Consider the following 24010-nt stretch of genomic DNA (forward strand, 5'->3'; position numbering starts at 1 on the left):
ATAAATTATACCAACGGCTTATAATTTATACCAATGGCGTTCGTATAAATTTTATCAGTAAACAATTGAAAATTATAATATTCCTTTATTTTTGTCGTTATGAAAATTCTCAAAATTTACCAAAATTTTTTACTTAGAAACCTCATTATAAACACAATAGTATTTGGGATTATTTTTGTTAGTGTTATTAATGAATCTAAAAGTTTGAATATTGGCTACCTTAATCTTCTAACTAAAATATGTTTAGGCTATTTTCTTTGCATTATATGTGTTACCTTTTTCAATCTTTTCATCATTAAACCTTTTTTCTTCAAAAAAAAATTTAAGGTCTTTATTGTACTTTTTGTGACTTATTGGGTAAGCTTTTATTTTTTAATGAGTTGGTACTTTCCAATCGCCGGTTTAGAAAAATTCAGAATTTTTCCAGTGATATCTCTTGTTGTAAATGGAATTGCGTTCTACTTCTTCCATCTTGTAATTACAAAAAAAATTACTCAATCAGATAAAGAAATTATCAATTTTCAATCTGAATTATCTTTTTTAAAGCTGCAGTTGAATCCTCATTTTTTACTTAATGCTATGAATAATTTATACGGTGAATCATTGACTGATCCTGATAAGTTACCCGAAAGAATTTTAAATCTTTCAGATATGCTGCGATACCAAATTGAAGCAACCAAAAAAGATTATGTACTAATTGTTGATGAAATAAACTTTCTCGAAAAATATATTCAATACAATACTTTTAGAAATGAACGTCTTGAGATTACTCAAAACTATGAAGGCAATTTCGATAAAATTGAAATTCCACCTTTATTCTTTTTACCTTTAGTAGAAAATGCTGTTAAATTTTCTGGTGAGACTTCTAATCCTTTTATAATCCTTGATTTAAATTTAAAAGGCCAAAATCTATCGTTCAGTTTAAAAAACAATTGCTTAGAGACAGACTCTAAACTTTCTAGTACGGGAATAGGTATTGAAAATCTAAAAAGACGCCTGGAAGTATACAGCTTAAAACACGAATTGTATTTTAGAAAAGATAAAAACACTTTTAGCATTAAACTGAATATATGGAACTTACCTACCGCTGTCTCATAATTGATGATGAAACGCCTGCACATAAGGCGTTGGTATCACATATTTCAAAAACTAAAAATTTAGAGCATGCAGGAAGTGCCTTTAACGGTATGGAAGCCCTAAAAATGCTTAATGAAAATAGTTATGAAATTATCTTTTTAGACATAAATATGCTTGTTATTTCTGGAATTGAATTGATGGAAATGCAACCTAACCGGCCAATTACAATTGTGACTACGGCTTATTCTGACTTTGCATTGTCAGCTTATCAAAATGATGCTATAGACTATCTGCTAAAACCTATTTCTTTTGAAAAGTTTTCAAAAGCTATTGAAAAAGCTAAAGCCTACTATTCTGGAATTAATTTAAAAAAAGAAGAAGATTCTAATAGCGGATTTTTTTCGTATCGCGTAAACGGTCAAATTACTGAAACGCTTTTGTTGGATATAATCTATATTGAAAGCCTGGGGAACTATATAAAACTTTATACAACAAAGGAAAGTTTACCTGTAGTTATTTACGGATCGTTGTCAAGCATTAGCATTGAATTAGATAAAGTTCAATTTATTCAAGTTCACCGCTCTTATATTGTGAATACAAATAAAATTAAATCTGTATCGACAAAATCGTTAGTAATGAGCAATAATGAAATTATTCCCATTGGCAGAAAATATCAAATTCTGCTCAATCGCATTTTATAATTCTTTAAAACTGGAATTGCCTCCTAATCTGCCACAAAAAACGATGGCGCTTTTTAAATAAATTACACTGGACTGAATACCTTTTTTACCGCAAAAAGTTAAGGCAGTTTATTTTATATTTTTATCCAAAAAAATATTTAAATTTAATTTTAAAATAGAATGGAGTTGATACCTTTTTTGCGACTAAACGCTTAGGCAGTGTTTAGTATTGTAATACAGTCTGCACTTATTTTTTAATGAATATCATTTCATCAAGCCTAGAGTTAGATTATTTATTAGATACGCTGTGGAGGTTAAAAACACAATCACCGCAAAAATGCGGTTTAAATTTAAAATAATCACCGCACATTTTGTAAATGCGGTAAATAAACAATAAATTTACCGCAAAATTGCGGTGAATATGTACATACATCAGAAAAAAGAATGGCCAGTTTTTAAATGGAATTCAGAAGAAATTACAGTCATACTAGGAAAAGTCAGATACCGCCAAGGAAAAATCCTTGGACAGATGAAAGCACTTGGTTTTAAACTTCAGGAAGAGACTATGCTGCAAACATTAACTTTGGATGTTATAAAGTCAAGCGAAATAGAGGGCAAATTGTTAAATCATGATCAAGTACGTTCATCAATTGCTAGAAGATTAGGAATTGATATCGCTGGTACCATTAAGGCTGAACGAGATGTTGAAGGTGTTGTTGAGATGATGCTTGATGCAACTCAAAACTATTCAAACGATTTAACAGAAGATAGAATATTTGGATGGCACGCTTCACTTTTTCCAACAGGAAGGAGTGGTATGTATAAAATCATCGTTGGAGATTGGCGTAAAAATCTTATGCAGGTTACTTCAGGTCCTATGGGAAGAGAGATAGTCCATTTCGAAGCGCCATTACCAGACGTAGTAGATCAAGAAATGCAGGGCTTTTTAAAATGGTTAAATAGTACAGCTGAAATTGATCCTGTTTTAAAAGCTGCAATTGGCCATTTATGGTTTGTTACAATACATCCTTTTGATGATGGAAACGGAAGAATAGCCAGAGCAGTCGCCGATATGCTTCTGGCCCGAGCAGATCAAAGCAGACAGCGCTTTTATTCAATGTCTGCACAAATTCAAAAAGAAAGAAACGAATATTATAACATTCTTGAATCAACACAAAAAGGAGATTTGGATATTACACCCTGGCTGGATTGGTTTTTAAACTGCTTATTTCGTTCAATGGAAAGCACAGATATTACAATTGAGAAAATACTAGAGCGAGGACAGTTCTGGGAATCTCATAGAGATAAAACTTTTAACGTACGTCAGCAAAAAATGCTGCAGGCTCTTTTAGATTCATTCTTTGGAAATCTAAATGTATCTAAGTGGGCAAAAATGACAAAAACGTCAACAGATACTGCTTTAAGAGATATCAAAGATCTAATCGAAAAGGACATTTTAATACAAGAGGGAGCTGGAAGAAATACCAGCTATAAATTAAAAAATCACAATTTTTGATCGAAATCAAAAACAAAAAATTCAGCAGTTTCATAGCAATACTTATTTTTATCCATCTTTACTAATATTTTTTTTGAGTTCACCTATTTGGAGTAGATATCTTTTTTGCTACAAAAAGTAAAGACTGCTAAAGTTGTTTATTTTTTAGAAGAAATATCTTTTTATCACAAATAGCTACGTAAGTATGCTCTAATAATTTTTAAAACCAAACACAACTTAATTAAGTTAAATCACATACAGATCATCTATCGGCGAAAAAGAATTTATTTGTGTGGCGTTGATACCTTTTTTACTACTCTAGAATAATGCTTTAATCTCTTAAACCTAAATATTCAATATTTTTGATATATTTGTAATACAAAAAAGAATAATACTACTGACTATCAATTCATTAGCATTTGATTTTTGTGCATGATTTAAAATTGAAATAGTATAATTGATTGGGTGCAGAATCGGTGCATTAGGTTCAAGACATTTATAAAAACGTAGCAAAGACGGGATCTCAACACATAAAGTTCGAATCCTGCTCTCCCCACAAAAAGGGTAAAAGAAGTAAAAAGGTCACTTTTTCAATCTTTTCAAAAACCCGCAAAAAACGTGGTAAAACCTGCAAATCCTAGGATTCGCAGGTTTTTTTCTTTTATACTGCTTTTCAAATTTTTTAAAACCGCTCAAAATCTTTATGGCAAAATCGTGGCAAAAAAGTCCATGAGAAAATTTTGCCACAGATTTTGGAAAAATCCCTTATAAACAAAGGGGTTAACGAGGTTAACGACTTGTTTTTTTGATGCTATAATTCTACATTTATTAATCTAAAAAACTGAATTATGTTAGAGAACAGTTTTGGGATGGCATTTTTTTTAAAAACCGCCCACAAAGGAAGTAAAATTAGAGCAGTTCACCTTAGAATAACCGTAGACGGAATTACTAAGGAAACATCAACGAAGCGAAAATGGGACATCGAGCGATGGGACCAAAAAACAGAACGTGCAGTAGGCACTAAAGAAGATGCTAAATCTTTAAATTATTTTTTGGATTCATTGACTTTTAAGATCCATGAAATCAAAACACAAATTCTTTACAGTGGAAAACCATTAACTACTGAAAAAGTTATGGATTACGTATTAGGAAGAGTAACACCAAGAGTTAAAGTGCTCGAAGAATTTCAAAAACACAATGACGAAATGAAGGCGCTTCTTGGAAAAGGATACGCTAAAGGAACCCTTGACAGATTTACAATTACTAAAAACCATTTAACGAACTTCATTAAATTCAAGTTTAAAAGAGATGATATTGAATTTTCGGACTTGAATCTTGAGTTCGTTAAAGACTTCGAGTTTTACCTCAGATCAGTTCCTGACTGCAGCAACAATACCACACTTAAATACATTGCTAATTTCAAAAAAATTGTAATTCGTGCTATTGATAATGAACTTATCACTAAGGATCCATTTAAAAATTTTAAGGGCCGAAAAACTAAAATGGTGAAGAAACCAATTTCGACACAGGAATTATACGAATTGGAAAGACATTATTTTACTACTGATAGACTTGATGTAGTCAGAGATGTTTTTGTCTTCCAGTGTTACACAGGTCTTGCTTACATAGATGCATATCAATTGAAGAAAACTGATATTAAAAAAGGGATTGATGGGAATTTATGGATAATGTCCCAAAGACAGAAAACGAATTCTACCACGAATGTCCCCCTGCTTCCTCAGGCGCTGAAGATAATTGAGAAATATAAGGAACATCCTCTGTGCATTCAACGTGGAACCGTACTGCCGGTTTCTTCAAATCAGAAAATGAATGAGTATCTTAAAGAGATTGCAATCTTATGCGGATTTCCTTTTACTTTAAATACACATATAGCACGTCGAACCTTTGGAAGTACAGTCACACTAAACAACAACGTTCCTATAAATGTGGTTAAGGAGCTACTCGGCCATGCCTCAGTTAAGCAGACTGAAGCATATGCCATAACTGAGCAGGCAACGATTGGACGTGAAATGTCAATTCTGAATAAAAAGCTGAATAAAACCGCAACAAAAATATCTAAACCAGACTTAGCGGTTCTCAGCAGATTAGAGAAAGAAATTGAAGTAATTAAAAAGAAGTATAATGTAACTTCATCTTAAAGTTTGAATTCAACTTACAATTAAGTGTAAAAAAAATAGGTTATCTCAGAATTCTTGAGATAACCTATTTTCATTTATTTCAACTTCACTTTTATAGCCTGGGTGATAGGATGGACTATAATTAATATAGCCTAACTCCTGAAGTTGTTTAAAATATTTATGATACGTGGGTAGTGTATTGATGTGCGAGAGTTTCATAAGTTTACTTCGGCTCACTTTAATCCTTTTCCTCTCCCCTTGCCTGCATCCCAAACTTAGAATTGCTGCTAAAAGGGCTAAATGCCAAACGTTGAGTTTTGGATCATCCAAATAAATGGATAAGTGATCTATGATTTGTTCTTCCCCGTTATTATTAGTTTGATTCATCTTTGAAAAGTTTTAGCAAATCTTCTTTATTGTAGTAGTACGATCCGAGAACCTTTTTAAATCGGACTTTCTGTGTCATTCTTAGATTCTGAACTGAACCGGCAGAAATATCTAATAGCTTTCTGACAGCTTTACTTTTTAACCACTCAGGATCTGACGATTCTTTTTGCTGAGAATTCATTTCTTTAAACATAGTCTGTATATTATCCAATAATAAAAGACCAAACTGCCTTAAATCTTCCTTTGTTACAATTTCTTCCATAACATTTCTTTATTTACGGTTCTACATGAAAATAAATGCTCCTCATTCTATATTTATTTTTAGTTAGCACATAAAAATGGTATACGTATTCATTCAAATCACGCATGCACTTATGATATGTCTTCGGTGCCATTATCTTTGCAATCTTTTGAATTTCGATGCTGTAGCTGTAGGCCTGAATTGCATCTATCATTTCTTTCTCAATCCAGAACTGAACAAGAGCAGCAAACTGCAATATTTGTACTTCCAATCTTAAAATCTTTTTCAATTGACTCAAAAAATACCGATAAAAGTTTTAAGCTTTCCTTTACTTTCCTATTAAATACTTTTACCCTGTATTTTATAATAATGTTAGTGGACAGTTCGAAGATCTTTTTTAAATATTCATTTCTATAATATTCAGGCCTCAAGGCTTTCCCTTTGCTGATTTTTGAATCAATTGTTTGCAGTCTTAAAAGTACAGCCTCTATTAATTGTTCTACTCTCATAACAAAAGAGAGCTTTCTTTCTTTCTTCATCATTGGTGAGTTTTTTACTTATTATTAATTTTTTCTCCTTTCCATTCTACCAGCTCTCCAGCCTTCTCTTACGCTCCTGCATTACTGCAATAAATTCATTTAAAAATTTAATCTGTTTTACCTTATAGACATAGCCTTTACATTCGGAGAACTGTCTGCTGATTGACTTAATTTTTGACTGTCCTCCGTCATCGCCGGCATATGTGAAATTATTTTCGAGGAAAAGCTGAAACTTACTTCTATTATTTTTTTCATCTGCATTATCAAAAAACAAAAGACCTTCATCCATTAAGATATAAAAGAGCTGGGCAAAGTTAATTTTACTGTAACAGGATTTACATTTTTCTTTTGAAAAAACAGATTGCACTTTGTTGTCCATGTCAGTTTCGCTGACTAGATTTTCTAATAATCGTAACCTTTCATCAAATTTCAATATAACATTAAAGAATTCTATTTGCCCACCCTTTTTCATTGCTTCTAAAATTTAGTCATCATTCCTTAAATATGAACTGTGTCGTTTATTTGTATTCCTTGTCAGGACATACAATGGATTTCTACACTAATGCCAAATAGCATTGATGTAATTAAAACACCAATCTCATTAAAGTAGTAAAGCGAATTTAAAAAGTAAAACAATATCTCAGCTTTTTATTGTTTTCAAAGGAATATAATGACTTTATTTGGCATTGTTAGAAAATATAAAACATTCGCAATTCCTACTCCTTCAGGTGCTTTTCTTCAAATTCCTCAGTAAGTGATATGATTTTTTGGGTTAAAACGGCAAATTCTGCGGTCTTTTTTTCCAGTTTGTACAGATATGCCGAAGCTTTCTTTTCGGAAAATTTTTGATATAAAATCTTTACCACTTGATTGTAATTTACCCCGACCGCTCTAAACTGGCTGTAGAAAGAGGTCAGGCGCATATAATAATCTGTTGTCGCCTTATCAATCTTCACTGTTTTTATCCCTTTTTGAAAAACACACGCTGTAATAAAGTGCGCCATTACATGCATTTCTGATGTTTCAAAAAGAGTGAGGAAGCGGGCATTTTCTTCATCATTAAGACTGATAGAATAGCGGTGGACTGCTGGATCTATTTTGGCAGGTCTGCCTCCTTTATTCCGATTCTTTTTTTCTTCATTTTCCATGATTAATTGTATTACTTAAAACCAATATATCTGATAATCGGCAATTAAACTCCAATTTGGAAGTGTTTGGAAGTAATTGGAAGCATTTGGTTTATTTGTTTCTGGCCCAGTATTAAACCTTTAATATGGGATATAAAAGACGGAGATTTAAGAGGTAGGAATTTGAAAAAGAAGCTTAAAAATCGTATTTTGACTATATGGCGGTAGTTAAAAAAATAGCAGAGTTCGTAATATGGATCGGGTCTTTTTTTGGGATTTCGATATAAATGCTATGGACTTTGAGAAAGCCTGCAAAACTATTATTGCCCGTATCATAGAACATGGGGGACAAGATGAAATCGTGCGTTTTTATGGACATGAAAAAGTTATCAGAACTATTCTTGACTAAATCTATTTCCTTCCGAATTATGCCATTGACCGTGCTTTAAAATTCTTTCCCGAACTCCAAAAAGAAGAAATGTATTGCTATCTCAACCGCAAAGACAAACCCTATCACTGGATTTAATTCTGCTTCTGAAATTCATTTAAATACGATATTTTTTTATTTATATTTTTATCCAAAGAAAATAAAAAAAAGAAACCGAAGGTAGGACGGGCTTATCAGTCTTGCAAAAAGACTTCGGCATAATGTCTTGCTCGTTCCTCGCAAGCCACCCTTCGGGACTTATTCCGATTCCTTTTGGCCTGTCTGTATCCCGTCCTTTGAGATTGCTTTATTTTTCTTTTTTCCGTTTTTCTGTTTTCTTTGGAAAAGATAATTTTGTTGGTATTGTGCAGGTTTCACTTCTCTTTTTAAAGTTTGCCTGAAATAAAATCGCAAAGTTTCCGGAAAAACCATAAAACCATAAAACTATAAAAGCATATTTACATTTTTATGCTTTTAAAAGCACTTATACAAATAGGTAAATTCCTGTAGGCTTGCACACTTGCATATCTGAATGCCTGCAGGCCAACATACTTGCCTGCTTGCATTCCTGCAAACTTGCATATTTGTATACTTGAATGCCTGCATTTCATCATGCTTACTTACTTGCACACCTGCATAATTTAATCCCTGCATCTGCCCATTCCTGCTTACTTTTACTCATCCAAACTTGATTCCTTGCTTTTTAGTACAACACATAAGTTAATTATAGCGTAAATATCTTCCCGCAGTCTACCGGTTTCACAAAAACTGCTGTATGATCAGGATGTGTTATAAGCCTCTATACTTTGCATATTTCTAAAATAAATTAACGAACCATTGCAAAAAGGGCATCAAGCCCTTTCATTAAATCTATCTCTAAAAATATTACCACAAAGGTAATGGCAAGTTGTGTTTTGAGCTGCTTGAAATACTTTCCGCAGCTCAAAACCACTTGCCCTGCAGGGGCAGGAAAAAACTCCAAAGTCGTTTTTTTAATTAGTTGTATCGAATGTTTTCAGTGCTAGCTTTCCTCTTTATAAGTTCACTTGATTTTTTTAGTATCGATATCATATTAAACATTTCTTTTAGGTTTACGACGTTTTTTATACTCTATAATTCTAAGGTTATTTTTAGGTATTAAAGCAAAAAACTATTGCTTTTCGCCGTAAGACCTGTATTTGCTAGCCTTTTTATATGTTTTAGCTTTTTTAGAGGGCCTGTAAAATGGATCGTTTTTTGCAAATTTTGGATCGTTTTTGTTAACAATCCTTCTACAATATTGTTCTAATTTAGCTTTACAAAACACTAAATATGTGATATTTATCTAATTTTTAGCAGTACAAGCTAGGGTAAATTAGTATGCACTCACGCCATGTCAATTATGATTTACAGATTTGCCCGGATTTATATTCTGCTATTTGGATATACATCCATAAGCAAAACATTCAATTTTGAAAATTTGCTATTCAACTATAGCCACTAATGGCATTTTAATCCTTTTTTGGCAACTGATTATCCTGATTTTGCAAGACTTGATAATTTGTTTTACAGAACTTTACATTGTAATTTCTCAATTGCATTATAATAAAATTTGGACAACGTTATAAGTAAAAAATGGATCGTTTTTTACATCAATCCTTTGGCAGCGTTTTTCTAATTTAGACATATAAAACACTTATAAAGTGGATATTATAAAAAACAAATCTATTAGGGTATTCGATATGCTTTAAGTCAGATTATGAAACATTGTAAACGTTAAAAGTAATGACATGAAAACATCAATATCTTTTAAAAACACTATAGCCGACATAATCTGCCTGCTTTATATCCTGCTTTTTGTATATGCGGCTGTAAGCAAACTCCTTGAATTTCAAAATTTCCGCGTTCAATTGGGACAGTCACCTTTATTAAGTGCGTTTGCCGGATATATTGCATGGATGCTACCAATTCTTGAATTATTCATTGTATTGCTTATCGTTTCAAAAAGGTGGAGAATTATAGGTCTTTTTGGAGCGTTGTTCATGATGGCTATGTTTACAGCATACATTTTCATAATTTTAAATTACAGCCCATTTGTCCCTTGTTCCTGTGGAGGAATTTTGGAGAAAATGGGATGGGAGGAACATTTCATTTTTAATTGTGTTTTCATGATGCTGGCCGCAGCAGGTATCCTGATACTGCGCCGGGATGTGCCAAAGGCACATTTTATTTCAAAACCTGCTGCACTGGCCAGTGCCTTTTCTGTGACGATATTTTTCAGCATTGGTATTGTTGCCCTGCTGTTTATGTTATCAGAAGACATAATCCATTATCGAAATAATTTTATACGTCGGTTTCCGCACCACTTGGCCAAACAGCTAAATAGCTTAGACTTGCAATACAATTCCTATTACCTGGCCGGAGCCGAAAACGGAAAAATTTATTTGGGAAATGTGACTACACCCTTGCGTTTAATCGCTATTGATTCTTCTTTAATAAAAAAAGAAATCATAACCATTACGGTCGATCGTAATAAAAATCTGCTCAAGTCGCCTCAGATTCGCGTTGTCGGAAATTCTTTTTATCTCTCAGAAGGCAGCTCGTCATTGATATTCAGTGGGAATATTTCTAATTGGCATGCCACACTTCAGGTGAAGGACGGCACTCGCTTTTCACTATTGGAACCCGTCGATTCAACATTTGCCGGAATGAGATACTTCCATCCCCAAACGGGAGAGAACGTTTTAGGAACAGTTCGTCTGGACGGAGCCAGAAGTCGATACTTAGCCGAGTCACTTTTACAAAAGCAAATCGACGGGATATTCGATACCGATGGAATGCTCCGCTATGACCGCACGACCAGATCATTCATCTACGTCCATCTATACAAAAATGAGATTCTAGTTTGCGATTCGGAAATGAAACTTCGGTTTAGGTCGAAAACTATTGATACGGTCGGCCGTGCCAGTATACGCTTGACTAAAACTAATAAAGAGAATATAAGAACATTTGCAAGCCGCCCATTGGTAGTAAATAAGACTGCTGCAGTCTTTAATGGATTGCTATTTGTCAATTCCCAATTACCTGGCCAATACGAAGACGACTTAATGTGGAAGGCCTCCAGTATCATTGATGTATATGACCTCAGCAACGGAGCGTATCGATCCAGTTTTTATATTGATAATGTACAACGAAAAAAACTCGACAGTTTCATAATTCGAAATGGTTGCTTGTACGCTATGATAGGAAATCATCTCGTGAGCTATTCGTTAAAGAAAAATTTGCGAGCCGAGTCAAAGAAAATATAATTCCTACAGGCCTGTAGCAGGGATAAGGCTGAAAACCTGTAAAAAAGAGTAAGCCATAATTATTAAATTAATCATTATGAAATCAACATTTTTTAAATCGATGCTGTTGCCAATCGCGACAGTAGTGCTTGGTGTTGGAGGAGCGTTTACCACGACTTCCATGAGTAGCACCAAAACCTTGGCCGATCAAATCGGATTTTATGAACTTGACGAGGAAAATCCTTGTGTGCAATCCTCTATGTGTCAAACGGTTGACAATGGACAGATCTGTTCCGCAATTGTCTCTGGAACAAATCACACGCTTAAGGGCAAAACCACGCCTAATGCCTTGACGTGTCCTGTTACGCTTTGGAGAAAGCCATAAGGCCTATGTGAAATGCAATGCAGTCCCATGAGAGGACTGCATTGTTTTTTATTGCGGGTACATCCATTCTGATTTTGGATTGTCCATCAAATAGCATCCGAACCAATCAATTATTTTTCGCGTTAAATCTTCTTGGTTTCCTCTTTGCAAAATGACATGGCCTTCTTTAGGATATACAAGTAAAATATTTTCCTTATTGAGGCGTCTAAGTGCCAGATAAAGCTCAAAAGATTGTGCAGGCGTCACCTGCGTATCCTGTTCGCCGGTAAACTGCAAAAGCGGTGTTTTAATATTCGCAGCATGAAAGACTGGAGAGTTCAGCAAATAACCTTCCTTATTCTCGAAGAATGGATACCCCATCCGTCTTTGGTCGCTTTCAAAACGCCAATAACTCACGTTAGCGAAATTTTTATCTTCCGAAAAATATGAACTCATATAATCCGAGATTCCCGCACCCGAAACTGCACAGCGAAAAATATCCGTCTGCGTGACAGTAAAATTGGCTTCATATCCGCCAAACGAGTGGCCTATAAGACCAATACGGGAACGATCAACAGGATATAAATCACAAACGGCCGACGTCGCTGCGATCACGCACTCAGAAGCTGAGAATCCGGGCTGCCCAACCCGATACACGATGTCGGGTAAGAAAACAAAATATCCTTGTGAGGCAAGAAGAGAAATATTAAATCCGTAGCTGTTATGTAAAGTCGGATTTACAAATTCGTGCAACTGCCGATTTTGCAATTCGTAAAGGTGCACCACCATCGGGTACTTTTTACCTTCTTCAAAACCAAACGGATAGAACAATACTCCTTTCAGTTTTTGGCCACGGACTTCATATTCCATCACAGTGCTTTTCCCCCACGCATATTTATAGGCAAACGGATTGCTTCGGTAAACTTCCGATCTAAGACCGTTCACAAAAGATTCCAACTTGGGAGATTGATCAAAGCGCTCTGTCAAGAATGAGAAATTGCATGTTTCCGTTCCGAAACGTATCCCCGAAACTTTAAACTTATCGAACAACAATTGCCTATACTTTCCTTTTTCTAGTATGCCAAAACCAGTATAAGAATAATCTTCGTTGCGTATTGTCAGAACTATTCGGTCTTTATCAACTACCGTGGAATCATCCATTAGTCGAAAAAACATGCCAGTTTCATTTCCGTTCGTTATACGTCTTACTGATTTGTCATTACAATTCACTTGCCAGATATCACGATCGTCTGTAAACAGTAACGAATGTCCATCAGTAGTCCAAGCCAAAAATGTCATATTAGAAATTTCGTCCTTGATCTGGGCACTTATATTAAAACGCGTTGAAGTATTTGGATCAATAACGATCCAATTCCCTTTATGCCTATAAGAGATTAGTGAACCTTTTGGGCTTGTCCTTATCTCGTTTGGAGATCCGGATAACTGCCTTTCGAGTAAAGTCTGCCGGCCATTCTCAAGGTTCAATATAAAGCAATCACGATCTGGATAGTTTTTTGGAGACGGTGCATTTTCTATTCCACTATAGCAAACTGCATAACGATAATCTGCCGTAAAAGTGGTGTTCGGCAATTCATTGGTGCCAATCGGCATAATGCGATCAGTTGCCGGTTTCCACTTTACCCATAGCAAGTTATCGCCCAGATCCTTTCTTCGTGAATACAAAAAATTGTCAGCAGCATTCCATATTTGTGCGGTTCCTAAGTCTTGTTTTCCCCTCGAATACTTTGTTACAGTGAAGAAAACACCCCCGCCGTCAGGTGATATTTTGAGATATTCGCCATAAGGAACATTAATAGTCAATTCCTTTTCTAATTTGGTGCTCTGGTACATCTTTCTTTTAACACAATCATAGAAGTAGACAGCATTTGTCACGTTGTTTTCTCGATGTAAAAAAGCAACCGACAAACCATTTATTTGCCAGCTGAAATGTTCAAAAGATCCAAATCCCTTCGTTATTTCGATTGATTCCATTTTCTCAGACAGCTTGCAGATTTCAACGGTACTTTTTCCATCGGTTCTGCAATAAGCAATATTGCGGATTGCTGGATCAAAGCAATAAGAGACGATATCCGTAAGCTCCTTAATGGCATTTCCATGAAGATCCCGAATATCAATAGAAAGCCTTTTGTCTGGATTTTCCATGACCAATACAATGTTTTTTAGGCTCTTAGTAATCTCATATCTCCGAATATTTGATTCTTCCCACACCGATCCTTTATCCAGATTGAGAACCTGAAATATTTTTCCATCCTTCAGGCAACAAAACATATGGTCACCAATAAAACGTCCATTTCGCCCGTTGGGAATCGCCATTTTCTTTTTTCCGTCAATTTGGCTAACAAACAACGTGTCTGATCCCGATTCGTATGACATGGAGTAAGATGCCCATTTTCCGCTGCCAGACAATCCTTGATTGCGTAATGTCCCAAAACTGGCATAATCCTTTTCGTTTAAAATGGTTCTTGCTACCTGCCCATAAATCATGCAGGTATGCAAAAAACATAAAAAACTAATCCAAGCTAAATTTTTCATATTAGTAGCCTGTATTCTGTGGTGCGAGAGAAGGATTCAATAGCAATTCGTTTTGTGGAATTGGCCATAAAGCATCGGTTGCATTCCAACCCGGTTTTTGAGCGGAAAGGGTCGAGTCGATTGCACCGAATCGTTTCAAATCGAAAAAGCGGTGACCGAATTCCGAAAAAAGTTCCAATCTGCGTTGCAATAAAATATCTTCCAATAGTCCCTGCTGTGTAGTTGCAAGACTCGGGCCTATTCCCGCCGCCAATCGAATCACGTCCAGATCTTCTCGTGCCCCAGTCAATTCTCCCATTCGCGCTCGTGCTTCCGCCCTTATTAAATAGACTTCTGATAAACGCAGCACTATAGAATACTCGATAGCAGGCGAACCGCTGACAACTTTGTATTTATATGGATGAAACCAAGAGGAATTTCCGTCAGAGATTTCGCGTATCCAATTGGCGCGTCGCAGATCTCCTGTCGGAAAAGCATTAAGCAGATCCTCGCTCAAAGCCGAAACTGGCGGCGGTCCTGTTTCAAAAACAAAAGTGGTTGCCTCGATGCTGTTCGCGCCATCATAACCTGGACTGAATTGCCAAATCGTAGCATGGCTTTCCTTTAGAAAAGTATTTTCAAGGTTGTTCTCGAAAACATATAAGCCGGTTTGACTCAGAACTGCCGAGGTCTCATTTGAAGCAATTTCATATTGCCCTGCATACAAAGCAATCCGCGACAGCAAGGCATGGGCGGCAAAACTGTTAGGTCGGGTGCGTTCGCCTGATACGTATTCTTGGGGAAGCAATAAGATTGCCTGCTCCAGATCGGCAGAACACTCTTCAAAAACTTCGGCCACAGTAATACGGGTAACTTGGCTGTTCACAAGATATTCCGTTGTCTTAACATAAGGAATCGGCCCGTAAATATTGGCCATGTAAAAATGAAGCAACGCCCTAACGAAAAGCGCTTCACCTTTCAGTTGTCTTTTGTCACCATCAGGCAACATTTGGGAACCATCTACGCCCTCGATTAAGGTATTTGCTGAATAGATCTGGCTGTAGGTATCGTTCCATAATGTCTTAATAGTATTGGTTGAAGCCAAAAGACTGTTGTCGTAAGCGAGCTGCAAATCCTCTCCGCTGCCATACAAAATCATTTCATCTGTATAAAGACCGAGCATTTGCGAAATCCCCGATGAATATCCCGTCAGCAGTCCTGCATCCCTCATTTTGGAATAAATAGCGGTCATTGCAGCATTGGCGGTTGCTTTTTCTTCAAATACATTCCCACTGTTCAGCTGAGAGGTCGGCGGGTCGACTTCCAGGAAATTATCACAGGAGTTCAAGAGCAACAACGATGCGCTTACAAGCAGCAGTGTAATGATAAAGGGCAAAAAGCGACTGGCTTTGCTCATCCCTCTTTTTATAAAAATTGTTTCCATACTAAAAGTTTAAAAGGTTAATTGAAGTCCAGTACTCCAGACTTTCATTGGAGGCAAGTAGCCTATGCTCATAAATTCAGGGTCGTTGCCTTTATATGGCGTGAACGTGAGTATATTTTGAGCTTCCACAAAAACTCGGCATGTCCCAAATTTGAACACGGATTGTGGGATTTCATAAGTAAGAGATAAGTTTTTCAATCGAATATAAGAAGCGTCAACTACAACACCGTCGCTCTCCACATATTGATTGTAGGCGGCTACTGCTGCACTGTTACTCGTTACCGCATACATCTGATGCGAAGTTATATCACCTGGTTCTTGCCAGTGCTCTGAAACCATCGTTGGCTGGTTTGAAATAATTCCAGGCATACCGAACATCAATTCCGGACTCAGATTTTTTTGTTTTACGAATTGGAACAGGAAATCCAGTGACCAACGCTTGTAACGGAACTGATTTAGCAAGCCTCCGAAATATTTTGGGTTCATGTCCAGCACTACTTTCCTATCATCAGTAGCGCTAATGATCCCGTCACCGTTCATATCTTCAAATGTGTAAAGGCCTGTTTCAGGATTAACGCCTAATAAATGATATGCTTTCCTGATATTAAGTGGCTGTCCGATTAAATATTGGCTTGCATAGGTACTGCCTTCAAGATCTGGGAACTTCAACAATTTGTTCTTTTGGAATGTTAGATTTAAACTTATCGTCCAGCTGAAATTTGCATTTTGGAAATTTGCAGCCCGAAGCGTAAATTCCCATCCTTTGTTCTGTACGCTGGCATTGAGGTTTGCATTCAAAGAAGAAAAGCCCGTAGTGCCCGGTTGGGGGATTCCTGTCAGTTGGTTATCCGACCTGTTATTGTAAAATGCCCCCGTTAAAAAAACACGGTCTTTCAAAAAGCCAAGCTCCAATGCCATTTCAAACTTTTTGTTGGTCTCCCATGCAAAGTCTGGATTAAACAAACGAGAAGGACTAAGCCCTATGACACCGTCATAGACTATTCCTGAGGTGGTGTAGGTATCCAAATATTGGTAGTCTCCAATCTGGTCGTTCCCGGTTATTCCGTAACTCGAACGAAATTTTCCAAAACTCAACCATTTGTTATCCTTTAGGAAATTTTCATTAGTGAAGATCCACGCGATGCCGGCAGCCGCAAAATTTGCGTATTGCTTTCCGGGTCCAAATCGGCTCGATCCGTCACGGCGGCCTGTCAAATTGAGGATATATTTTTGTTGAAAATTATAATTGATACGTCCAAAAAATGCTTGGTAGCGATACTCAGTATTTTCGCTCAACGTATTCAAGACTTCGTTGGCCGAGGAAATATTATGGATTAAGCTATTGCTCGGAAAACCTATTGCATATTGAACGAATTGCTGCCCTGACTGGCTTTGGAAAGTACCTCCGGCTAATAAGTTTAGATTTCCTCCTCCAATCACCTTTTCGTAACTAATCTGGGGTTCCACAATCCATGATTGCCTGTCAGCACGGCTCGCGATCAATGTTGATTGATCAGGTCCTATACCCAGTGATGGGTTGAACCGCGTAGAGGGTATGGTTGTTGTTTCGTTTGTATAGAGTGAAGTAAGACCGAAGTTAGATCGTACCTCCAGTCCCGGTAAAATAGCATACAAAAGCATGCCGCTCATAATCCAATCGTTCGTCTTGGACTCGTATTTGTCCTCGAGGTTTCGCAACGGGTTGGTAAAAGTGCCGTTCTCCCAATTCAATGATCCGTCCTGGTTGAACAGTGCGGGCGCGTTAGGAGCAACACGTACCGCATTACGCATAAGATCATCTTGTGGCTGGTTATTGTTTTGGGTAGTGTAGCCGATGGCAAAATTGGACTTAAACTTCTTGTTCTCTGATTGGTGCGTCACATTCAGCCTAAATCCAGCCTTGGTGTAATCGAAATCTCGTATATAGATACTTTCCTGTTTGTTGAAACTGCCGCTTGCCAAATATTGTGTATTGGTATTTCCGCCGCTAAAAGAAGCGTCTACATTGGTGAATTCTGCCGTATGCCCTGCGAGCGTTTCCTGCCAATTGGTGTATCTCGTTTGGTCATATTTGTTAAGGTCATATGCATTTGCAGGAATGTTTCCATTTCCATTGACATAAGCCTGCTGACGCATCGCAAGATATTCCTCGGTATGCATGAGCTTCATAAAGTTGGTTACGCTTCCCAATCCGCCGGCTATTTTTGCCATGAACTGTGATTTGCCTTCTTTTCCACGTTTGGTGGTAATCAGCACCACACCATTTGCTCCACGGGATCCGTATATGGACGTTGCATCCGCATCTTTCAAGACTTCGATACTGTCAATCTGTTCTGGATTAATACTGTTAAGTGGGCTTTGAGACGCGCCCAGTACGGCTCCGTTGGCTCCGGTGCCTATTGGGTCTGAACTGTAGGGCACACCGTCAATTACATACAAGGGGTTGTTGGCACCAAACCGAAGGCTGTTCTGTCCGCGAATTTTGATATCGAAACCGCTACCGGGTGTACCATTGCTTTGGGTGATGCTCACTCCAGCCATTCGGCCCTGCATGGCGGCTAAAACATTTGTTACGGGTTGTTGGTCTATTTCTTTGGAGGTAATACGCGCAATACTACCTGTTCTGTCTTTGTCTTTAACCGAATAATACCCGGCGTTTATAGTTACTTCTTGAAGTTGAGTACTGTCTTCTGCTAATATCACACCGATAGAAGTCTGGTTTCCGACTCTAATTTCCTGTGTGGCATAGCCTAAAAATGAAAAGACAATTATATCAGTAGAGTTAGCCGTAATTGAAAAATTGCCTTTTTTATCTGTTACGGTTGAGGTAGCAGTTCCTTTAATTATGACCGTTACACTCGGAAGTGGCCCTAAGGCATCGGAAACAGTGCCAGTAATTTGCTGTTGTAACTGCTTCGTATAGCTTCCAAACGTTAGTTCGGTGGCATAAATTGGATTTGAAAGCAGTATTGCAAAAATAAAAATACAAAGACAGGAAGGCCTGCCTTTGTTTAATGAAAGATTTTTCATAAATTTAGAAAGGATTAAAATTGAACTAAAGTTTGTTTTTCTCTTGCCTTCTATGCTAGTATCCGACCACGAGTTATAGAAGGCTTTTCTTGTTAATTAGTTTGTCATAGGCATAGTTTGGTTTTGGTTACTTAATAATTAATTAGCTGTTGTGTGGGTTTAAAATCTGCGCTCTTGCAGGTAATTGTAGATGGCAAAGCTGATAGTATAATTACCTGCCCTTCCCCGACTAACTCAGCGGGATACCAGTACGGCAAGGCATCATCAATGGAAATTATATGTTATACATAGGCGAATGGCTAAAGGTTAAATAAACCAATACGATTCTTTTTATTATACTGAAGTAGCTTGAAAAGTTGAGAAAAAAAGGCGCGGGTACTCAACATATCCGCTTCCGAGGTACTGCTAAGAACCTTTTCACACGAATAAGTGAGCCCACGCCCTTTTATAGAGGCGTGAGCATTTACACTTAGTCATCTCGCGTGATTAAAAATTAGCAGTTTTCGGAAACGAGACTCCAAGCGAATGCTTCATATATTTTTTAAGAAGTATCGCAAATTTACACAATGATTACTTAATACCAAATATTAAGTAATTCATTTAATTATTTCCAAATATAATAAAAAATATACACATCTACAGGTGGATGTGTGTATTTTTTAAAAAAAGCGGTTCTTTCATCTTTTATAAAACATGCAAGAGGAAGTAATAGAAATAATAATTTCACAATTAGATTTTTATTTAATTGAAAAAGTAAGAGATATGAGAGTTAATGCAGTACCTTATATTTCTCAAGTATCTTTGTCTCAAAAACTGGATTTATCAGAAGGATTTGTAAGCAAAGTCGAAAATCTTAAAGAAAGATCCAAGTATAATATTCGCCTTGTGAATAGGATAGTTAATGTGTTTAATCTAAACTCTTATTCAGATCTATTTCCTTCAGAAATTATAAAGAATGACATTGTACGAATGAGGATAAAAGTCTTCAAGAACATAAAATCTCAGGGAATCAATAGTGAGAAAGAAATTTTAAAGAAATCTTACCAGATAATTTCTATAAATCCATTGAGTGAAAAGGATGTGATACTTTGGAAATCTAATAAATTAGATTATTTAACTATTATAAAGTAATTTCATATAGTCTCATAATTTTAGGTGAGTTTAAAGATGCTACAGTGGCATCTTTTTTTATAACAGGTATTTATACGGTAGTCACTTCATCATTAAATGAATTATTTTGCAGTTTTATGATAAAGGTTATGGAAAACCGTAAAGTATTGTAAGAATGGTTTTCTAGGTTTGTTGCTAATTCAAAAAATATAGTGTGTGGGATTTGGTAATGGAGTCTGACAAAAATGGTACATTTCAAAAAAAATTAAGCACGCTGCACAGCAATGTATCTGACCAGAACTATGACTTTGATAAAGTATTTAGATATCTTTATTCAGAACTTGAATATTTATAATAAAAACTGCTAGAACATAGATTTACTTAATAATTTTAAAACTAAACTAATTATGAGGCCCTTAATATTGGATTACTCGGTAGAACGTACAGGAGAATATAAAGCACTATTCAAATATGACGAGTCACTTTCTTTGAATGTGATACACTCAAACAATACTGTTATCCCATTTATTGATTTTCATAATGACAGTGTTAATTTAACCACCATAACGAAAGTCCTCAATGAAAATAACATAGAGAATGATGGCTACAACCAGTCACTTCTGGAGATGACCACCAAAACCAGAGTAATACAGGAAGCAGACGACACGCCAAGCAATATCCTTGAACTGACGACAAAAACTATGGTAAGACAGGAAAGCGATGATTAAAGTTTTATTGATTACCAATAAAGCGGATGTAACCACCGATTTTGTAGTTAAGAGATTAGCGGAACAAAGTATACATTTCTACAGACTTAACACCGAAGATTTACTGACTAAGAATGCTTTAAGTTTTAATTTTAAAGAAGATCAATTTACATTATCTGATAAGGCCACGGGTTTAAAAATAGATCTTTTAGAAATTCGGTCGGTTTATTATAGAAGGCCGTTGTCACCAGATTTTAGTACCGAAAGCTTAACTAAAGGGGAACAGGCATTTATCTTAAATGAAATCACTTATTGGATTGAAGGTCTCTATAAAATACTAAAAAACGCCTTCTGGATCAGTCCAGTATTTGCGATTAGGGAAGCCGAGTCCAAAATATTTCAATTACAAACAGCACAAAAATTGGGTTTTAAAATCCCTGATAGCCTTATCACGAATAACCCGGAAGAGGCTTTGGAATTTATTGGAACAACTTCGAAAATTATCAAACCCATCAAAACGGGTTTGATTGATGATGAAATTGGAAGTAAAGTAATATTTACATCGGTTTTTAGTAGTTCCGATGATATAGAAAGAATTAGAGCATGCCCAACATATTTTCAGGATTTTGTTGATAAAGTTGCTGATGTAAGGGTAACAGTAGTAGGAAACAAAGTTTTTCCTGCTTCAATTCTTTCACAGGAGTTTGCTGAAACAAAGGTAGATTGGAGGAATGGTGAAAATCTGAAATTGAAGTATGAAAAAATCACTCTGCCAAAACCCCTAGAAGACTTATGTGTAAAGCTAACCCATAACCTAGGCCTTAATTTCGGTGCAATTGATTTTGTCAAAGATAAAAACAATGATTTTATCTTTTTGGAGATCAATCCAAATGGACAGTGGGCATGGATTGAAAGACAACTGGATTACAATATTTCTCAGGAAATCTGTACTCTACTTACTAACGAAATATGAAACGAATTCGAGAATTTTTCTGGCCTTTATTGGACAAGGTAGAACCCAAAACGTTGAAGATATATACCTTAGAAGACATCAATGTGAACAACGAGAATATTGATAAGGTGCTTGATCTTACGCAAAGGACATTTGATGAAGAATTGAGCAGAAGTTCTTCGGTAGAAACAAAATCATCTTTGTTTATCGGTACACTGAGTGTTGTTACTTCGGTAGTAATTGCCGTGACCACTGCATTAATCAATAAGAACGATTTCAGCATATCTCTATTATCAATTGTAGTTCTGTTATTTGTTCTTATTGTATATATGATAAGAACAATATGGTTTTCTATTAAAGTATTAGAGAGAAGAAGCTTCCATACAATGCATCATAATAATTATCTTTTGGGAGACGAAAAAATTGAGTTCAGTAAAAAGTTGATTGTTCAATTAATAAACAAAACCAATCAGAACACTGACACAGCAAATTCTAAAGTGAATAACATGGTTATGGCTCAGGAATATTTTAAAAGGGCAATAATTGTATTGTTATTATATTCGGGATTGCTGTTGATATTTTTTATTGAAAAGTCCTCTAAAGAATCTGCTAACACATATTCAAGAATCGTAACCGCTGCAAATTCAATTTATATAAATTGTAGTTTACTTTGGTTGACGCTGCTTTTGTTGATGGCATCTCTATTGCTTAACGTCATTTTATACAGAAAGCTTAAAAAAATAAAAAGTGCTGATGAGTCACAAATATAAATATTCTGACAGCATATCAATACAAAATAAATAATGACTTATGTCTGAAATCATTAATAAACACTTTCTAGAAGATTATGATTTGGGAACTATCAGGAATAAATCAAAATTTTTGCTTCACTCAGAAAGTTTAGACGAAATAGATCGACTAATTATCTCTTACATTGACGTGATTTCTGGACTTAGTCTACTTGATTCGAACAGTAGTTCCAATAGTATATCTGAACACCGACCTGGTCAGCAAACATTAAATGTTATCGCTACTTGGGGAAATGATATTGCAAATCCTTACATAAGGGGATTTTTGTTTGACATACTTCAATGTAATAAAATAAACAAATTCGCTAATGCCAAATTCGCAATTGACGCATATTTGAAGATTTGTGAGGTACGCGACAATTTGAGTTCTAAAAGAGATTATTATATAAGAATTATTAATATCCTTAAAGGATTAGGCAAAGGCAATAAAGCACTTATACCTATTTATTTTGAAGCAATTAAAAATGATGTACTTAGCGCGGAAATTTTAAAAGAATGTTATTCTATAACAGAACTCGTCAAAGAAATGACTGCACTAAATCTGGAACCAATCCAATATGAACCCTTTATTCTTAAGATAGAAAACAGTATTGGGTCTTTTCTCGCAAAATCGGAATTTAAACATTATCGCGAGTGTCACCAGGTGCTTGCAGTGCTGAAAGAAGAAAATTCGATTTTTCATCGTACAGAAATAGCACGTGGATATATTATGGAGGCAAACGAGTTTGATCTCAAGGAAAATGCTTCCCAACACATAATCGCTGAGCTTTACAAAAAGGGGCTTAGGATTTTCAAACTCTTAAATTTAAAAAATGCAGAAACAAAACTGCTGGCCAATAAATTACTTGATATACAGAAAAAAGCCGCCGTTCAACTCAGCAGAATGACTATAAACCTTCCTATTTCCACAAATGTGGAAACAATAGAGTTTCCTGACTTTGACAATATTTATCAGGCTGTTTACTGGTTGATTGGACTTGATCTTGCTTCAAAGTCGGAATCTGTTGAAGAGTTTGAAAAAAGCAAAAATACATTTATGCATTTGCAGTTTCTTAGCTCAACTATGACAGACTCACAAGGAAACACAGTCGGTATTAGTGAGGATAATGAAAAGCGTATATATAAGGATACTTCCATGAGAAGAGAAATCATTTGTAAAATGATTTTAAAACCTCTTTATGACAAGTTTTGTGACAATTTTGCTATTTCAGAATTGGAAGTCTATGAATTGATTTCACATAGTAAATTTATACCTAAAGACCGATTGGGAATCTACACTCATGGTCTCTATAATGGCTTTTGTGGCAACTTTGTAGTGGCGGTCCACTTACTACTTCCCCAAATAGAAAGTGGCATTAGATTCATACTGAATAATAGAGGCATTATAACAACAAAACTTGTAGATGAGGTCCAAACAGAAAATGGTCTAACCACTAACCTAAACAATTTAAAAAACATCTTACATGAAGACCTAATATTTGATCTTGAAGGACTTCTAAATGAACCATTCGGTGAAAATTTAAGAAATGATGTATCTCACGGACTATGTGGGATTTCTAGGTTAGGTTTAGCTCCTGGTTTTTATACATGGTGGCTTGCTTTAAAATTAAGTTTAGAAATTGAGCAGTACATGCTTGATAAATAATAAATCTAGTAGATATTAAATAATCGATGTTAAATAAAAT

The 24010-nt window shown here is 35.8% G+C and carries 21 protein-coding genes and 1 pseudogene; 13 read left to right on the plus strand and 9 right to left on the minus strand.

Annotated elements, in window-relative coordinates; translation table 11 throughout:
• Positions 1–99: 99 nt before the first annotated feature.
• The 4 genes from NLG42_RS19835 to NLG42_RS19850 all read left to right on the plus strand — a co-directional run bounded on the left by NLG42_RS19835 (position 100) and on the right by NLG42_RS19850 (position 5411).
• Positions 100–1098, plus strand: a complete 999-nt coding sequence (locus tag NLG42_RS19835) for a sensor histidine kinase (protein ID WP_257682059.1) — start codon at positions 100–102, stop codon at positions 1096–1098.
• Complete coding sequence (locus NLG42_RS19840) at positions 1071–1778, plus strand: LytR/AlgR family response regulator transcription factor (RefSeq protein WP_257682060.1); 708 nt, start codon at positions 1071–1073, stop codon at positions 1776–1778. Before NLG42_RS19835 ends, NLG42_RS19840 begins: the two co-directional genes overlap by 28 nt.
• Positions 1779–2178: 400 nt before the next feature.
• Positions 2179–3273, plus strand: coding sequence for a Fic family protein (locus NLG42_RS19845; RefSeq protein ID WP_257682061.1), 1095 nt, complete (start codon positions 2179–2181; stop codon positions 3271–3273).
• 827 nt (positions 3274–4100) lie between these two features.
• A complete protein-coding gene (locus NLG42_RS19850) occupies positions 4101–5411 on the plus strand; it encodes a site-specific integrase (RefSeq protein ID WP_257682062.1) in 1311 nt (436 codons plus the stop codon).
• A gap of 45 nt (positions 5412–5456) precedes the next feature.
• Here the strand turns inward: NLG42_RS19850 and NLG42_RS19855 are convergent, their stop codons facing one another.
• The 5 genes from NLG42_RS19855 to mobA form a co-directional block, all read right to left on the minus strand.
• Positions 5457–5777: a hypothetical protein gene (locus NLG42_RS19855; protein ID WP_257682063.1), complete on the minus strand. Its 321-nt coding sequence runs from the start codon at positions 5775–5777 to the stop codon at positions 5457–5459.
• Positions 5764–6039 (minus strand): helix-turn-helix domain-containing protein, encoded by a 276-nt coding sequence (locus NLG42_RS19860; RefSeq protein ID WP_257682064.1) that lies wholly within the window; start codon positions 6037–6039, stop codon positions 5764–5766. The genes NLG42_RS19855 and NLG42_RS19860 overlap by 14 nt, the downstream gene beginning before the upstream one ends.
• A 200-nt stretch (positions 6040–6239) precedes the next feature.
• A complete protein-coding gene (locus NLG42_RS19865) occupies positions 6240–6560 on the minus strand; it encodes a hypothetical protein (protein WP_257682065.1) in 321 nt (106 codons plus the stop codon).
• 43 nt (positions 6561–6603) lie between these two features.
• Positions 6604–7029, minus strand: a complete 426-nt coding sequence (locus NLG42_RS19870) for a hypothetical protein (protein ID WP_257682066.1) — start codon at positions 7027–7029, stop codon at positions 6604–6606.
• Between the two features lie 244 nt (positions 7030–7273).
• Positions 7274–7705 (minus strand): conjugal transfer protein MobA, encoded by a 432-nt coding sequence (gene mobA / locus NLG42_RS19875; protein WP_257682067.1) that lies wholly within the window; start codon positions 7703–7705, stop codon positions 7274–7276.
• Positions 7706–7937: 232 nt separating this feature from the next.
• On the opposite strand from mobA, the gene NLG42_RS24530 reads away from it, so the two are divergent.
• Positions 7938–8093, plus strand: coding sequence for a DUF6922 domain-containing protein (locus tag NLG42_RS24530; protein ID WP_413614443.1), 156 nt, complete (start codon positions 7938–7940; stop codon positions 8091–8093).
• 844 nt (positions 8094–8937) lie between these two features.
• On the opposite strand, the gene NLG42_RS19880 is transcribed toward NLG42_RS24530, so the two are convergent.
• A complete protein-coding gene (locus NLG42_RS19880; protein WP_257682068.1) occupies positions 8938–9093 on the minus strand; it encodes a hypothetical protein in 156 nt (51 codons plus the stop codon).
• A 787-nt stretch (positions 9094–9880) separates the two neighbouring features.
• On the opposite strand from NLG42_RS19880, the gene NLG42_RS19885 reads away from it, so the two are divergent.
• Both NLG42_RS19885 and NLG42_RS19890 read left to right on the plus strand, forming a co-directional pair.
• A complete protein-coding gene (locus tag NLG42_RS19885; RefSeq protein WP_257682069.1) occupies positions 9881–11398 on the plus strand; it encodes a MauE/DoxX family redox-associated membrane protein in 1518 nt (505 codons plus the stop codon).
• Positions 11399–11474: 76 nt separating this feature from the next.
• On the plus strand, positions 11475–11762 hold the full coding sequence (locus NLG42_RS19890) for a DUF6520 family protein (RefSeq protein ID WP_257682070.1): 288 nt from the start codon (positions 11475–11477) through the stop codon (positions 11760–11762).
• Between the two features lie 48 nt (positions 11763–11810).
• On the opposite strand, the gene NLG42_RS19895 is transcribed toward NLG42_RS19890, so the two are convergent.
• Genes NLG42_RS19895 through NLG42_RS19905 form a run of 3 tightly spaced genes read right to left on the minus strand, consistent with a single transcriptional unit; the run spans position 11811 to position 18747 of the window.
• Positions 11811–14294, minus strand: a complete 2484-nt coding sequence (locus NLG42_RS19895) for a S9 family peptidase (RefSeq protein WP_257682071.1) — start codon at positions 14292–14294, stop codon at positions 11811–11813.
• A gap of 1 nt (position 14295) precedes the next feature.
• On the minus strand, positions 14296–15717 hold the full coding sequence (locus NLG42_RS19900; protein ID WP_257682072.1) for a RagB/SusD family nutrient uptake outer membrane protein: 1422 nt from the start codon (positions 15715–15717) through the stop codon (positions 14296–14298).
• Between the two features lie 9 nt (positions 15718–15726).
• The gene (locus NLG42_RS19905; RefSeq protein ID WP_257682073.1) at positions 15727–18747 is read right to left on the minus strand and encodes a SusC/RagA family TonB-linked outer membrane protein; all 3021 of its coding nucleotides are present in this window, start codon (positions 18745–18747) and stop codon (positions 15727–15729) included.
• A 693-nt stretch (positions 18748–19440) separates the two neighbouring features.
• On the opposite strand from NLG42_RS19905, the gene NLG42_RS19910 reads away from it, so the two are divergent.
• From NLG42_RS19910 to NLG42_RS19930, 6 genes and pseudogenes are all read left to right on the plus strand, one after another.
• The gene (locus NLG42_RS19910) at positions 19441–19878 is read left to right on the plus strand and encodes a transcriptional regulator (RefSeq protein ID WP_257682074.1); all 438 of its coding nucleotides are present in this window, start codon (positions 19441–19443) and stop codon (positions 19876–19878) included.
• 190 nt (positions 19879–20068) lie between these two features.
• Positions 20069–20212, plus strand: a pseudogene (locus tag NLG42_RS24535) (DUF7829 domain-containing protein); the annotation flags it as partial.
• 52 nt (positions 20213–20264) lie between these two features.
• On the plus strand, positions 20265–20585 hold the full coding sequence (locus NLG42_RS19915; RefSeq protein ID WP_257682075.1) for a hypothetical protein: 321 nt from the start codon (positions 20265–20267) through the stop codon (positions 20583–20585).
• Positions 20578–21537, plus strand: coding sequence for an MvdC/MvdD family ATP grasp protein (locus NLG42_RS19920; RefSeq protein ID WP_257682076.1), 960 nt, complete (start codon positions 20578–20580; stop codon positions 21535–21537). The genes NLG42_RS19915 and NLG42_RS19920 overlap by 8 nt, the downstream gene beginning before the upstream one ends.
• Entirely contained in the window at positions 21534–22286 is a 753-nt protein-coding gene (locus tag NLG42_RS19925; RefSeq protein ID WP_257682077.1) for a hypothetical protein, read from the plus strand. The genes NLG42_RS19920 and NLG42_RS19925 overlap by 4 nt, the downstream gene beginning before the upstream one ends.
• Positions 22287–22326: 40 nt before the next feature.
• The gene (locus NLG42_RS19930; RefSeq protein ID WP_257682078.1) at positions 22327–23970 is read left to right on the plus strand and encodes a DUF4209 domain-containing protein; all 1644 of its coding nucleotides are present in this window, start codon (positions 22327–22329) and stop codon (positions 23968–23970) included.
• Positions 23971–24010 lie beyond the last annotated feature (40 nt).

Origin of the sequence: Flavobacterium plurextorum (assembly GCF_024638035.1) — a bacterium.
Taxonomy (GTDB): Bacteria; Bacteroidota; Bacteroidia; order Flavobacteriales; family Flavobacteriaceae; genus Flavobacterium; species Flavobacterium plurextorum.

Excerpts from the sequence above, each read along its gene's own strand:
- NLG42_RS19840 (WP_257682060.1), top strand. The coding sequence starts at position 1,071 with ATGGAACTTACCTACCGCTGTCTCATAATTGATGATGAAACGCCTGCA.
- NLG42_RS19845 (WP_257682061.1), top strand. The coding sequence starts at position 2,179 with ATGTACATACATCAGAAAAAAGAATGGCCAGTTTTTAAATGGAATTCA.
- NLG42_RS19915 (WP_257682075.1), top strand. The coding sequence starts at position 20,265 with ATGAGGCCCTTAATATTGGATTACTCGGTAGAACGTACAGGAGAATAT.
- NLG42_RS19855 (WP_257682063.1), bottom strand. The coding sequence starts at position 5,777 with ATGAATCAAACTAATAATAACGGGGAAGAACAAATCATAGATCACTTA.
- NLG42_RS19925 (WP_257682077.1), top strand. The coding sequence starts at position 21,534 with ATGAAACGAATTCGAGAATTTTTCTGGCCTTTATTGGACAAGGTAGAA.
- NLG42_RS24530 (WP_413614443.1), top strand. The coding sequence starts at position 7,938 with ATGGATCGGGTCTTTTTTTGGGATTTCGATATAAATGCTATGGACTTT.
- mobA (WP_257682067.1), bottom strand. The coding sequence starts at position 7,705 with ATGGAAAATGAAGAAAAAAAGAATCGGAATAAAGGAGGCAGACCTGCC.
- NLG42_RS19930 (WP_257682078.1), top strand. The coding sequence starts at position 22,327 with ATGTCTGAAATCATTAATAAACACTTTCTAGAAGATTATGATTTGGGA.
- NLG42_RS19835 (WP_257682059.1), top strand. The coding sequence starts at position 100 with ATGAAAATTCTCAAAATTTACCAAAATTTTTTACTTAGAAACCTCATT.
- NLG42_RS19905 (WP_257682073.1), bottom strand. The coding sequence starts at position 18,747 with ATGAAAAATCTTTCATTAAACAAAGGCAGGCCTTCCTGTCTTTGTATT.
- NLG42_RS19900 (WP_257682072.1), bottom strand. The coding sequence starts at position 15,717 with ATGGAAACAATTTTTATAAAAAGAGGGATGAGCAAAGCCAGTCGCTTT.
- NLG42_RS19860 (WP_257682064.1), bottom strand. The coding sequence starts at position 6,039 with ATGGAAGAAATTGTAACAAAGGAAGATTTAAGGCAGTTTGGTCTTTTA.
- NLG42_RS19865 (WP_257682065.1), bottom strand. The coding sequence starts at position 6,560 with ATGATGAAGAAAGAAAGAAAGCTCTCTTTTGTTATGAGAGTAGAACAA.
- NLG42_RS19910 (WP_257682074.1), top strand. The coding sequence starts at position 19,441 with ATGCAAGAGGAAGTAATAGAAATAATAATTTCACAATTAGATTTTTAT.
- NLG42_RS19850 (WP_257682062.1), top strand. The coding sequence starts at position 4,101 with ATGTTAGAGAACAGTTTTGGGATGGCATTTTTTTTAAAAACCGCCCAC.
- NLG42_RS19890 (WP_257682070.1), top strand. The coding sequence starts at position 11,475 with ATGAAATCAACATTTTTTAAATCGATGCTGTTGCCAATCGCGACAGTA.
- NLG42_RS19885 (WP_257682069.1), top strand. The coding sequence starts at position 9,881 with ATGAAAACATCAATATCTTTTAAAAACACTATAGCCGACATAATCTGC.
- NLG42_RS19895 (WP_257682071.1), bottom strand. The coding sequence starts at position 14,294 with ATGAAAAATTTAGCTTGGATTAGTTTTTTATGTTTTTTGCATACCTGC.
- NLG42_RS19870 (WP_257682066.1), bottom strand. The coding sequence starts at position 7,029 with ATGAAAAAGGGTGGGCAAATAGAATTCTTTAATGTTATATTGAAATTT.
- NLG42_RS19920 (WP_257682076.1), top strand. The coding sequence starts at position 20,578 with ATGATTAAAGTTTTATTGATTACCAATAAAGCGGATGTAACCACCGAT.